The organism is Nocardiopsis sp. CA-288880 (genome assembly GCF_050955985.1).
Classification (GTDB): domain Bacteria; phylum Actinomycetota; class Actinomycetes; order Streptosporangiales; family Streptosporangiaceae; genus Nocardiopsis; species Nocardiopsis tropica.
In genome coordinates this window covers 480,351-492,390 of record NZ_CP192105.1, presented here as the reverse complement: position 1 = coordinate 492,390, position 12,040 = coordinate 480,351, and the positions used below count along the sequence as shown (strand labels likewise).

Sequence of the window (12,040 nt, the reverse complement as noted above, 5' to 3'; positions counted from 1 at the left end):
GACTCACGAGGAATTTCCAGTGGCGAAACGAATCGACGTCTCCGGCCTCAACGTCTACTACGGCGACTTCAAGGCCGTCGAGGACGTGTCGATGACCATCGAGCCGCGGTCGGTGACGGCGTTCATCGGGTCGTCCGGCTGCGGCAAGTCCACCTTCCTGCGGACCCTCAACCGGATGCACGAGGTCACCCCGGGCGCCCGGGCCGAGGGCAAGGTCCTCCTGGACGACCTGGACGTCTACGGCCCCGACGTGGACCCGGTCATGGTGCGCAGCGAGGTCGGCATGGTCTTCCAGAAGGCCAACCCGTTCCCGACCATGTCGATCTACGACAACGTCATCGCCGGCGCCCGCCTCAACAACCGCCGGATGAGCCGCTCCGACGCCGACGAGCTGGTGGAGCGGTCGCTGCGCGGCGCCAACCTCTGGGAGGAGGTCAAGGACCGGCTGAACAAGCCCGGGTCCGGCCTCTCCGGAGGCCAGCAGCAGCGCCTGTGCATCGCCCGCGCGACGGCCGTGAAGCCGTCCGTGCTGCTGATGGACGAGCCGTGCTCCGCCCTCGACCCGATCTCGACCCTGGCGATCGAGGACCTCATTCACCAGCTGAAGGAGGACTACACGATCGTCATCGTCACCCACAACATGCAGCAGGCGGCGCGCGTGTCCGACCGGACCGCGTTCTTCAACCTGTCGGCTCCGGGCAAGCCGGGCAGGCTCGTCGAGATGGGCGAGACCAACCAGATGTTCACCCGGCCGGAGAAGAAGGAGACCGAGAACTATATCACTGGCCGCTTCGGCTAAGGAATGTCCAGCCTGGTCCAGAGGAGCGCCCAGCGATAGTGGGGCGCTTCGGCTAAAGAGACTGCTCTGATCCGGACAGGCGCCCAGCGATAGTGGGGCGCTTCGGCTAAAGAGAACCCGCACCACCCAGAACAGGCACCCAGCGATAGTGGGGCGCTTCGGCTAAAGAGACTGACCCGATCCGGACAGGCGCCCAGCGATGGTGGGGCGCTTCGACCGAAGGACCTGATCGGTGCCTGCGGCCGACCGGCCCCTGTACATCCCCGCGAGGGACCCGAAGGAGAAGAAGGCGTGGCCACACCCCTGGTGATCGACACCGACACCGCGCAGGACGACTGCGTCGCGCTCCTCGTCGGGCTGCTGGACCCCGGCGCGGACCTGCGCGCCGTCACCATGGTCGCGGGGAACGTCGGTTTCGACCAGCAGGTGCGCAACGCCTTCCTCACCCTCAACGTGGCCGGGCGCCTGGGCGAGGTGCCCGTGTACCTGGGCTGCCGCCGCCCGCTGACCCGCCCGTGGGTGAGCGCGGAGAACGTCCACGGCGACGGTTCGGGCGGGCTGTCGATGGACCAGGCGGGACTGGAGCCGGAGTCCGAGCACGCGGTGGACGCCCTCGTCCGGCTGGCCGCCGAGAACCCCGGCGAGCTGTCCGTGGTGGCGATCGGCCCGCTGACCAACATCGCGATGGCCGTCGTCAAGGATCCCGGCTTCGTCCGCAACGTGCGCGCCCTGTACGTCATGGGCGGGTCCAACAACGGGCGCGGCAACATCACGGCCGCCGCCGAGTTCAACTTCTACGTGGACCCCGAGGCCGCCAAGACCGTCTTCGAGGCGGGCTTCGACGTCACCGTGGTCCCGTGGGACCCGCTGACCCTCCGCCAGGCCGTGTTCGGCCAGGAGCGGCTGGACGCCCTCGCGGCGATCGGCACGCCGCTGTCCGACTTCTTCGGCCGGGTCTGCTCCGCCACGCTGGAGTTCGACCGCAGGGTGGGGATCGACGGCACCACCCACCCCGACTCGCTGACCGCCGCCGTCCTGCTCCGCCCGGAACTGGTGCGCCGCGCCGGGCGCTACCACGTGGACGTGGAGACCTCCGGGGAGCTGACCCGCGGCTACTCGGCCATGTCCTGGGGCGTGCACGGGCTGGAGCCCAACGCGACGGTGATCGAGGAGATCGACGCCGAAGGGTTCTTCGACCACCTCGTCGAGGTGCTGTCCCGGCGCACCTCCCCCGCCCGGGCGATCACCGGGCTGTAGGACGCGGCGGAGGCGTCCCGCGCCCCCTCACACCTCGGCCCGCCGCGTCGCGTCGCTCGTGCCCAGCAGCGCCAGCGCCTGCGCGCTCCTGCTCCCGGGCTCGGCGTGGTAGATCACGAGCTGCTGGCCCCGGGCCCCGCGCACGTCGAAGGACTGGTAGACCAGCGAGAGCGCCCCGACGTCCGGGTGGACGAACTCCTTGGCCTCGCCGGTCTTGCCGCGCACGGTGTGGGACCGCCAGAGGTCGGCGAAGTCCGCGCTCCCGCCGGTCAGCTCCGCGACCAGCGAGACGAGCCCGGGGTGGTGCGGGTCCAGCCCCGCCGCGTGGCGCAGGCTCGCCGCGGTCATGCGCGCCGCCCGCTCCCACCTCGCGTAGAAGGAGCGCGCGGCCGGATCGAGAAAGACCATCCGGGCCAGGTTGTCCGCCCTCGCGAACGGCGAGAACAGCGCCCCGGCCAGCGCGTTGGCGGCCAGGACGTCCAGGGCCGGGTTGAGCACGAACGCCGGGGTGTTGGGGTACCCGTCGAGGAGCTGGCGCAGCTCCGGTGCGACCGTCTCCACCGCGTCGCGGCGGCGCGCGTCCCCGGGCACCGCGCCCGCCAGGCGGTACAGGTGCTCCCGGGTGTCGTCGTCGAGCCTCAGGACCGCGCTGACGGCCTCGAGCACCTGCGCCGACGGGTTGCGCTCCCTCCCCTGCTCCAGCCGGGCGTAGTAGTCGCTGCTCATGCCTGCCAGGACCGCCACCTCCTCTCGGCGCAGGCCCTCGACCCTGCGGGGTCCGTAGGTGGGCACTCCGGCGTCCTCCGGACGGATCCGGGCCCTGTGCGCGCGTAGGAGGTCTCCGAGGTCGTTGCCGCTCATGCGCCCAGGCTACGCCGGAGCCCGGCGGGCTGCCTGGGTGTGCCACTCCCTGGCACGGGGCGTCCTGGCCGGTCCGGTCCCGGCGCCCCAGACTCCGGGGGAACCGATCACCGAGGAGGCACGGGACAGTGGCGACGAACACGGAGAGCACAGCGGGAGCGAGCGGGGAGCGGCGGCCGGACGTGGTGGGCATGTGGACGACCGCGGACGGCCTCATCCGGCAGGAGCTCCGCCCCGACGGGCGGTACGACGAGGCGCGCGGCACGAGGCGCAGTGCGTACACCGGCCGCTACACGGTGACCGGGAACCACATCGACTACGTGGACGACACGGGCTTCACCGCCACCGGCGACATCCGGGACGGCGTGCTCCACCACGAGCACCTGGTCCTCTACAGGGAGGCGTGAGCGGCTTCCCCGGCATGCGGGGGCACGACGGCCGCGGGGCCCGCCACCGCGTATCGCCGGGCGGCTTCCCGGGCGTGCGGGGGCACGCCAGGCAGACGTCGAGGCACGCGGTGGCCGGATCCCGCCTTCCCCGGCGTGCGGGGCACGACCCTCCCGTCGGCCCCGCGACGGGCGGGGAGGGCGTGCCCGTCGCCCGCTCCCACCCGGGTGGCGTGCCTCACAGCCGCCGGCCCTTGAGTGTGCCGTGAGGGCACGGGGTCTCGTGGTGTCCGGACCCATGTCACCGGACACGAACGAGAAGGACGTCTCATGGCACTGCCCGCCCTGGCCGCGACGGAGGGCCTCCCCCTACCGCCGGAGCGCACCGGGACCGCGCCCGGCCGGTCGCCGGGCCCCGGTGTCCGGCGACCGCCGAGGCACGCGGCGACCGCCGGCGGGGGGTGAGTCGGCCGTGCGCCGCAGCTCCGCGGTCTACTTCGCCTCGTACGCGCTGTCCTTGCTGGGCAAGGGCATCTCCGTTGTCGTGATGCCGCTGCTCGTCCTGGACCGCACCGGCGACGTCCTGGCCGCGGGCGTGCTCGCGACCGCGGCGACGGCGGCCTCCGCCGTGACGGGGCTCGCCGCCGGACTGCTCGTCGACCGGGTCGACCGCCGCGGGGTGTCGGTCGCCTCCGACCTGCTCTCCGCGCTGACGGTGGCGGCGCTGCCGGTCGTCGACGCGCTCCAGGGCCTGGACATGGCCTGGTTCCTGGCGCTGGGCGTCGTCGGAGCGGTGGTCCGGTCACCGGGGATGACCGCCCAGGAGACGCTGCTGCCCGCCCTCGCCGCGCTCGGCCCCGCCGGGCCGCGCCGGCTCGACCGGCTGATCGCCACCCGCGAGACGGTGGGCAACGTCCTGCTGCTGGCCGGGCCCGGTCTGGGCGGGCTCCTGGTCGGGCTGCTCGGGCTGACCCCCGCGCTCCTTTTCGCGACCGCCGCGACGAGCCTGCTCGCCGCCGCGACGACGCTCGTGCTCGACCCCCGGGCCGGAGCCGTCCCGGAGCGGCGCCGCGACCCGTCCGCCGCCGGCGGCGCGGTGCGCCGGGCCGGGGCCGACCTGCTGGACGGATGGAGGTTCCTCGGCCGCAGCCGCCTCGTCCTCGGCGCCACCCTGGTCACCGCGATGCTCGTCGCCGTGCTGAGCTCCCTCCAGACCACCCTCATGCCCGCCTACTTCACCGGCGAGGGCCTTCCCGGGCTGACCGGGCTGACGCTGAGCGCGATCGCCGCCGGGAGCATCGCCGGATCCGCCCTCTACGCGGCCACCGCCGGGAGGGTCCGCCGCCGCACCTGGTTCGTCGTCGGGATGCTCGGCACGCTGGCCGGGTTCGGCGCGGTGGGCAGCATGGCCTCCCCGTGGCTGGTGCTGGGCGCCGCCGCCCTGGTCGGGCTCACCTACGCCCCGGCCTCGGCCGTGCTCGGCGTCCTGACCGTCGAGGCCACCCCGGACGCGATGCGCGGCCGGGTGCTCGGGGCCCAGAACACCGTCGTGCTCTCCGCCCCCGCCCTCACCAGCGCCCCGCTCGCGGCCGTCGCCACCGCCGCCGGCCTGCCCGTCGCGGGGGCGGTGGTCGCCGCGCTCGCGGGCGCCACCGCGGTCGCCGCCCTCCTCGCGCCGGCGTTCCGCTCGCTCGACGCCCCGGGCCCACGGGAGGCGGACGGCCGTCCGGAGCGGTCGCCGGAGCCCGGTGGCCGCGACGCGGACGGCGGCCGTCCCGAGGGGGCCGGAGGCCCGGCGGAGCGGCTCCCGCGCCGGCAGGCCCCGCGGTAGGCGTGCGGGCCCCGCACCGGGGGTCGGGGCCGCGCGGAGCGGGAGGGCGGCCCGTGCGCCGTCCCCGCCCCTCCCCGGACCGCCCGGGGGAGCCGGACGGCGCGTGGGCCCGGCGTCAGCCCACGAGGGCGATGACGCCCTGGGCGGCGGCGACGATCCGCTCCTCGTCCGCGTCGTCCAGCACCGCGACGTCGCACCGGCACACCGCCCGGCGCCGCGTGCTCTCCAGGACGTGCGCGCGGGCCCGGAGCAGCCGTCCGCGCGCCGGGCGCAGGTACTCGATGGAGAAGCCCCCGGTGAGCACCGACGGGCCCAGGACGCTGCCTCCGGCGAACGTGAGCGCGTTGTCCGCGGCGTAGGACAGCACCCCGCCGTGGACGAAGCCGTTCTGCTGGAGGAGGTCGTCGCGCACGTCCACCTCCAGCACCGCGGCCCCGTGCCCGACGGACGCGATCCGGGCGCCCACGAGGGCGCTGAAGGGCTGCGCGGCGAGCACGTGCGCCGCCAGCTCCGGAGTGATCTCTTCGGGCACGGGGTCTCCGGGGAGGTCGGCGGGCCGGACGGGGGTCCGGAAGGTGTGCGGCGGGAGGGGGCGCGTACGCGGGAGCCCCGGTGGCGGCGTGAAGGGGGACGGGGGACGGGGGACGGGGAGAGGATCTCGGGCGCGGGGGCCGGGTCAGCTGTTCTTGACGACGATGGTCTCCACCGTGTTCGCGACGTGCTCGAAGGCGTCGGCGGCGGTCTCCAGCTCCTCGATGACGTCCTTGAGCTTGAGCACCGTCAGGGCGTCGTACTCCCCGCTGAACAGGTGGGCGAGGAGCTTGCGGTAGATGCGGTCGGCCTGGTTCTCCAGCTGGTTGATCTCGATCCAGTACCGGGTCAGGTCCTCCAGGGAGCGGAGCCGCGGCATCGCCTCGGCCGTCAGCTCGGCGGCGCGTTCGAGCACCTCGATCTGGTCGATGATCCCCTTCGGAAGCCGTTCCAGGCCGTAGAGGCCGATGAGGTCGACGGCGGCGTCCATGGAGTCCATGACGTCGTCCAGGTTCGAGGCCAGCCGGTAGATGTCCTCCCGGTGGATGGGCGTCGCCGTGCTCTTGTTCAGGCGGCGCATGATCGCGTGGGTGGCGTCGTCGCCCGCGTGTTCGCAGGCGCGCATCTTCTCGGTGATGGCCTCCCGGTCGGCGCCGTCACTCATCAGCTCCACCAACAGGCGCGCACCGATGACCAGGTTGTTGGCCGAATCGGTGAACATCTCGTAGTAGCTGTCGTCACGCGGGCGCAAGCTCAGGCGCACGTCGTTCTCCCGATGGTGCGGTGGTGTTCCTTCGTGGATGTTAAGCGCGCCGGGCAGCTGGTCCAGCGCGGGTGCGCGGCGCGGCAGGGGCCCGGGAGCGGGGAGGGCGGGCGGATGCGGGCCCGGTCACCCCTCGTTCATCTCCTGAGGCCGACGCGTGGAACTGCTTGGGGCGCGGGTTCCATCGCAATCCTCCCAATCTCGGCGACACCGGGACGGTTCGGGACGCTACCGTGTCCCGCTCCCGCTGGCCAGCGGAGCGCTGAGACAGGAATCACCCAATCGAGCGGAGACCGGTGGACAGCTCCACCGGCGTTCTGTGATGTCCACCTTCGGGCCATTCCGCCGCTATGACAAGTACCCCGTCGGTTCACACTTCCGATGGCCCCGGATCCGCGCCGCGCGGGCCCCTCTAGGCTTCTGTCCATGCCATCCGCTCTGAGCGCGAGCGCCGCCAGGCGCCTCCGCGAGTCCCTGGACGAACAGCTCTCGGCCCTGGGGGAGGCCCCCTTCGAGGGCGACGACGAGGCCGCCGCCGCCGCGTGCGCGCGGGCCGTGCTGCGCGCGGAGGAGCCCCTGAGGGGCGCCGTCAAGGCCGCCGTGAGGGGCACGCTCGCGGTGCTGGCCGACCGGGCGCCGGGACACAGCCTGGAGGTGCGCGTGCCCCCGTACGGCGCCGTACAGGTGATCGAGGGGCCCCGTCACACCCGCGGCACCCCGCCCGGGGTCGTGGAGACCGACCCGCTCACCTGGCTGCGCATGGCGACCGGCCGCACCTCCTGGGAGCAGGAGGTTTCCGGGCACCGGGTGCAGGCGAGCGGCGCCCGCTCCGACCTGTCAGGACACCTGCCCCTCTGGCCGGCCCCTCCCCGGGTGGTGCCGGGCTGACAGGCAGGCACTAAGCTGTGGGTGTGTCGTACTCCGACGGCCGGCTCTCCATGGACCTCGATCCGCTCGAACGCGGCCCGCAGGACGCCTGCGGCGTATTTGGGGTCTGGGCACCCGGCGAAGAAGTCAGCAAGCTCACCTATTTCGGTCTCTACGCTCTGCAACACCGCGGCCAGGAATCCGCGGGCATCGCACTGAGCGACGGGGAACGGATCGTCGTCTACAAGGACATGGGGCTCGTCTCCCAGGTCTTCAACGAGGCGACCCTGGACTCCCTGCGAGGCCACCTCGCGATCGGCCACTGCCGCTACTCCACGACCGGGTCGCCGGTGTGGGAGAACGCACAGCCGACCTTCTACACCGCGCGTGAGGGGGGTCTCGCGCTCGGCCACAACGGCAACCTCATCAACACCCCGGAACTGGCCGCGATGCTGCCGGACACCCGCCGCGGCGCGACCACCGACACCGAGGTCCTGACGAACCTGCTGGCCGACCAGGCCAAGCGCGGGAGTTCCGTGGAGGACGCCGCCCTCGAGCTGCTTCCGAAGGTCAAGGGCGCTTTCTCCCTGGTGTTCATGGACGAGAACACCCTGTACGCGGCACGCGATCCGCAGGGCATCCGCCCGTTCGTGCTGGGCCGCCTCGGCGAGACCTCGGGCGCGGGCGGCTGGGTCGTCGCCAGTGAGACGGCCGCGCTGGACATCGTGGGCGCCACCGTCGTCCGCGAGATCGAGCCCGGCGAGCTCCTCACCATCGACGAGCGCGGGGTGCGCTCGCGCCGCTTCGCCCCCGCCCGCCGCAAGGGCTGCCTGTTCGAGTACGTCTACCTGGCCCGCCCGGACACCACCATCGCCGGGCGCAACGTCAACTCCACGCGCGTCGAGGTGGGCCGCCGCCTCGCCAGGCAGCACCCCGTGGACGCCGACCTGGTCATCCCGGTGCCGGAGTCGGGCACGCCCGCCGCGGTGGGCTACGCGGAGGCCAGCGGCATCCCCTTCGCCCAGGGCCTGGTCAAGAACTCCTACGTGGGCCGCACCTTCATCCAGCCCAGCCAGACCCTGCGCCAGCTGGGCATCCGGCTCAAGCTGAACCCGCTGCGCGAGGTCATCCAGGGCCGCCGGCTGGTGGTCGTGGACGACTCCATCGTGCGCGGCAACACCCAGCGCGCCCTGGTCAGGATGCTGCGCGACGCGGGCGCCGCGGAGGTGCACGTGCGCATCTCCAGCCCGCCCGTGCTGTGGCCCTGCTACTACGGCATCGACTTCGCCACCCGCGCCGAGCTCATCGCCGCGAACCTGGGCGTGGACGAGATCGCCGCGTCGGTGAACGCCGACTCCCTGGCCTATGTGAGCCTCGACGAGCTCATCGCGGCCTCCGAGGTGCCGAAGAACGAGCTGTGCCGGGCCTGCTTCGACGGCGTGTACCCCATCGAGGTCGACGCCGACTCCAGGGGCAAGTTCCTGCTGGAGAAGTCCTGCGGGACCCCGGAGGGCTCGACGCTGGCGACCAGCGACAAGTAACCACCGCGCGGCGGGCCGGTCGGGCCCGCCGCGCGTTCGCTCCGCCGTGCCCGCAGACGGGCCGCGGGGCGGCCCAACCACCGCAACACAGCACGAGGAGATCTCGCGTGGCAGCCGACAGCACAGGGGCGACGGGCGCGTACGCGGCCGCGGGCGTCGACATCGCCGCCGGTGAGCGCGCCGTCGACCTGATGAAGCGCCACGTGGCGCGCACCCGCCGGCCGGAGCAGGTCACCGACGCCAGCGGCTTCGCGGGCCTGTTCCGCCTGGACGTCGGCAAGTACAAGGACCCGGTCCTGGCGACCTCCACCGACGGCGTGGGCACCAAGGTCATGCTGGCCCAGCAGATGGACAAGCACGACACGATCGGCATCGACCTGGTCGGCATGGTCGTCGACGACCTCGTGGTGAGCGGTGCGGAGCCGCTGTTCATGACCGACTACGTGGCCTGCGGCTCCGTGGTCCCCGAGCGCATCGCCGAGATCGTCGGCGGCATCGCCGAGGGCTGCCACCAGGCGGGCTGCTCGCTGATCGGCGGGGAGACCGCCGAGCACCCGGGCGCGATGGAGCCCGGCGAGTACGACCTGGCCGGAGCCGGCACGGGCGTGGTCGAGGGCGACGCGATCCTGGGCCAGGAGCGGGTCCGCGAGGGCGACGCGGTGATCGCGATGGCCTCCTCCGGCCCCCACTCCAACGGCTACTCCCTCATCAGGCACATCGTCGACCGGGCGGACCTGGACCTGTTCGCGCACGTGCCGGAGCTGGACGGGGTCCTGGGCGAGGTCCTGCTCACCCCGACCCGGGTGTACGCCAAGGACTGCGTCGCGCTGACGGGCGAGGTCGAGGTGCACGCCTACTCGCACATCACCGGCGGCGGCCTGGCGGCGAACCTGTCCCGGTCCCTGCCCGGCCACCTGGACGCCGAGCTGGACCGCTCCACCTGGGCGCCCGCCCCCGTGTTCGGCTACCTCGCCGACAAGGGCGGCGTGGGCCGCGAGGACATGGAGGCCACGTTCAACATGGGCGTGGGCATGGTGGCGATCGTCGCGGCGGAGGACGCCGCACGCGCGCTGGAGGTCCTCGCGGACCGGGGCGTCCCTGCCTGGAGGCTGGGCACGGTGACGGCCGGTTCCGGGCGTTGCGCCCTGACCGGCGAGTACCGGGACGCGTGAGAAACGGACGCGAACATAGCCGGTGCGAACCACTCTGGTGGTTCGCACCGGCTATATCCACCTGTCCGCGACGGCTTCCCCGCGGGCAAGCCGTAACCGCTACAGGTCAGCGGTTGTCGTCCCGAGCGACCAGAAGTCTCGGCCCACTCCGTGCTACTTGTCGGAGTCCGAGTACTTGTCGGCAAGATCCGCGTAACGGTCGACCAGATCGTCCTGAGAATCCGTGTGGGACTCGTCCGGACCCAACGGCCCGGAGGGAGACCCCTCGTCCTCAGCGACACCCAGCTCCGACCGCAGCCGATCAAGGTCGGTCCCACCGGAGCTGTACTTGAGCTTCCGGGCGACCTTCTGCTGCTTGGCCTTGGCTCGGCCGCGCCCCATTGGCTCGACCCCCTCAACGATTGGGTTCCGACGAACCCGAGATCACTTACTAACCCGCACTATCGGGCTGACGGCCGTCAAACGCGACTGACGACAGGCGTCAGCTTACGTACACACACAACCGTACCTGGTCGGCCCCCGTCGTGCCTACGCCACCCGGGTGTGACGGATGTGGTGCGCGCACGGATCGCGGGCCGGAAGGGCGTTCCGGAGGTGAGTGCCACACGCAACGATATGTGCCACGATTCGATCGTGCTGCCCTACACCGCCTACCTCCGCGTCTACCAGCCGATCGAGTCCTTCCCTCCGCGCGACCGCAGGTACTGGGAGGCCTACGCGACCTCGCCCGGCAGGCCCCGGCGGGTCAACGCGCTCGCGGCGGAGCACACCGAGAGCCTGAACCGCCTCATCACCACGCCTCCGGTGGTGGCGCCCGAGGAGGAGAGCCGTGACGCCTACCTCCGCCGGGTGGACGAGCGCCTGTACGTCTGCCCGTGGCAGACCCGGCTGCGGTCGTGGCGGGCCTTCGCCGAGTTCAGCGCCGCGACGCCGGTGGCCCTGAGCGAGGCGTTCGTGCCCGAGCCGGAGGCCGAGCGGGCGGAGGACGGGTACAGGGAGTGGCGCGACTCCGGCGGGACGGTGCGGCCGGGCATCCTGTCGAGCAACTGGACCATCCCGGTCCCGTGGTTCGTCCCGTTCGAGGAGCGGGAGCGGTGCCTGGTCCTGTCGGCGAACTCCACCCGGACGCTCCTGTACCTGACGCGGACGGCGCTGGCGAAACGGCGGCTGGAGCACACCGCGGCGGTGCTGCGGGAGTACATCGGCGAGCACGCCGTGTCGGCCTCCACCGAGCAGCTGGTGGACTGGCTGTCCCTGACCGCCCACCCCGACTCGCTGCTGGAGCTGGACTACGGCGGTCTGCCCCACCTGCTCAGCGACGACCACCTGGGCGAGGACCGGTCGGTCGCGGAGGTCGCGGGGGCGGTGGAGGCCCTGGCCAAGGGGGACGCCGAGCGCGTGCTGGAGCTGAGGGAGCGGATCACGCGGCGCTGGAAGTCGGTGCGCGCCCTCCAGCACGCCAACTGAGGGTCATGGGTTGTGCACACTTTCGTGGACACCCGGGGGCGCACTGTCGTCATCCGAGGCGCCGAACACAGGTACGCCACGCCGGACGCCAACCTGGTACACCAGGTTTCTCGCTCCCCCCACAAGCTTTTTCGCACGTGAAAACGGTGCGAGATCCGGCGTCGCCCGCGCACGACATCAAGCATGGTGAAACTGGGCATAACGCCCGATAGGGATCGGCATAGACTGTAGCCAGTCGATCACTGAGTGCACTCTCAGTAATCAGAAAACCCTTGCCACGCCGGGAATCCACGCGGCCCGACCCGTCGGCCGGCCCCCGCGGGACCCGCCTCCACCGACGCACACCACTTCCCTTCACACGGCGACCGACCGGGGACCGCGCCAGCCGGGCACGAGCTCGGAGAGCGGGTTTCGGTCAGGCTTCCGTAGCACTTCGGGAACTCCGGATAGAGAAAAACGAGGCCGGAGAACGAAGTTTTGACCGAATACGCCACATGCCACTAAACGTGTCGCTAGAATCACTTAGCGTGACGCGGCCACGGGCGGCTTTCTTTGGCCTCCCACG

The 12,040-nt window shown here is 72.2% G+C and carries 12 protein-coding genes; 8 read left to right on the top strand and 4 right to left on the bottom strand.

The genetic code is table 11. The features are described 5' to 3' along the window. The first annotated feature begins 19 nt into the window (after positions 1-19). The gene (gene pstB / locus ACQPYD_RS02190) at positions 20-799 is read left to right on the top strand and encodes a phosphate ABC transporter ATP-binding protein PstB (protein ID WP_433699554.1); all 780 of its coding nucleotides are present in this window, start codon (positions 20-22) and stop codon (positions 797-799) included. Positions 800-1,090: 291 nt separating this feature from the next. Then, on the top strand, positions 1,091-2,056 hold the full coding sequence (locus ACQPYD_RS02185; RefSeq protein WP_433699553.1) for a nucleoside hydrolase: 966 nt from the start codon (positions 1,091-1,093) through the stop codon (positions 2,054-2,056). A 27-nt stretch (positions 2,057-2,083) separates the two neighbouring features. Here the strand turns inward: ACQPYD_RS02185 and ACQPYD_RS02180 are convergent, their stop codons facing one another. Continuing rightward, a complete protein-coding gene (locus ACQPYD_RS02180) occupies positions 2,084-2,917 on the bottom strand; it encodes a helix-turn-helix transcriptional regulator (RefSeq protein WP_433699552.1) in 834 nt (277 codons plus the stop codon). Between the two features lie 128 nt (positions 2,918-3,045). On the opposite strand from ACQPYD_RS02180, the gene ACQPYD_RS02175 reads away from it, so the two are divergent. Both ACQPYD_RS02175 and ACQPYD_RS02170 read left to right on the top strand, forming a co-directional pair. Then, positions 3,046-3,324 carry an Atu4866 domain-containing protein gene (locus tag ACQPYD_RS02175; RefSeq protein ID WP_433699551.1) on the top strand — a complete coding sequence of 93 codons (279 nt, stop codon included), beginning with the start codon at positions 3,046-3,048 and terminating at the stop codon, positions 3,322-3,324. Positions 3,325-3,775: 451 nt separating this feature from the next. Beyond that, positions 3,776-5,134 (top strand): MFS transporter, encoded by a 1,359-nt coding sequence (locus tag ACQPYD_RS02170; RefSeq protein ID WP_433699550.1) that lies wholly within the window; start codon positions 3,776-3,778, stop codon positions 5,132-5,134. A gap of 115 nt (positions 5,135-5,249) precedes the next feature. On the opposite strand, the gene ACQPYD_RS02165 is transcribed toward ACQPYD_RS02170, so the two are convergent. Continuing rightward, positions 5,250-5,666, bottom strand: coding sequence for a PaaI family thioesterase (locus ACQPYD_RS02165; protein ID WP_433699549.1), 417 nt, complete (start codon positions 5,664-5,666; stop codon positions 5,250-5,252). Positions 5,667-5,810: 144 nt separating this feature from the next. Continuing rightward, the gene (locus ACQPYD_RS02160; RefSeq protein ID WP_267947748.1) at positions 5,811-6,428 is read right to left on the bottom strand and encodes a DUF47 domain-containing protein; all 618 of its coding nucleotides are present in this window, start codon (positions 6,426-6,428) and stop codon (positions 5,811-5,813) included. Between the two features lie 426 nt (positions 6,429-6,854). On the opposite strand from ACQPYD_RS02160, the gene ACQPYD_RS02155 reads away from it, so the two are divergent. The 3 genes from ACQPYD_RS02155 (at position 6,855) to purM (ending at position 10,008) form a co-directional block, all read left to right on the top strand. After that, a complete protein-coding gene (locus ACQPYD_RS02155) occupies positions 6,855-7,316 on the top strand; it encodes a sterol carrier family protein (protein WP_433699548.1) in 462 nt (153 codons plus the stop codon). A gap of 23 nt (positions 7,317-7,339) precedes the next feature. Continuing rightward, a complete protein-coding gene (gene purF, locus ACQPYD_RS02150; RefSeq protein WP_267947746.1) occupies positions 7,340-8,836 on the top strand; it encodes an amidophosphoribosyltransferase in 1,497 nt (498 codons plus the stop codon). A gap of 107 nt (positions 8,837-8,943) precedes the next feature. Then, on the top strand, positions 8,944-10,008 hold the full coding sequence (gene purM, locus ACQPYD_RS02145) for a phosphoribosylformylglycinamidine cyclo-ligase (RefSeq protein WP_433699547.1): 1,065 nt from the start codon (positions 8,944-8,946) through the stop codon (positions 10,006-10,008). 153 nt (positions 10,009-10,161) lie between these two features. On the opposite strand, the gene ACQPYD_RS02140 is transcribed toward purM, so the two are convergent. Further along, positions 10,162-10,389 carry a DUF3073 domain-containing protein gene (locus tag ACQPYD_RS02140; RefSeq protein ID WP_267947744.1) on the bottom strand — a complete coding sequence of 76 codons (228 nt, stop codon included), beginning with the start codon at positions 10,387-10,389 and terminating at the stop codon, positions 10,162-10,164. A gap of 252 nt (positions 10,390-10,641) precedes the next feature. Here ACQPYD_RS02140 and ACQPYD_RS02135 point away from each other — a divergent pair, with 252 nt between their 5' ends. After that, complete coding sequence (locus ACQPYD_RS02135; RefSeq protein ID WP_433699546.1) at positions 10,642-11,475, top strand: hypothetical protein; 834 nt, start codon at positions 10,642-10,644, stop codon at positions 11,473-11,475. The last annotated feature ends 565 nt before the right edge of the window (positions 11,476-12,040 follow it).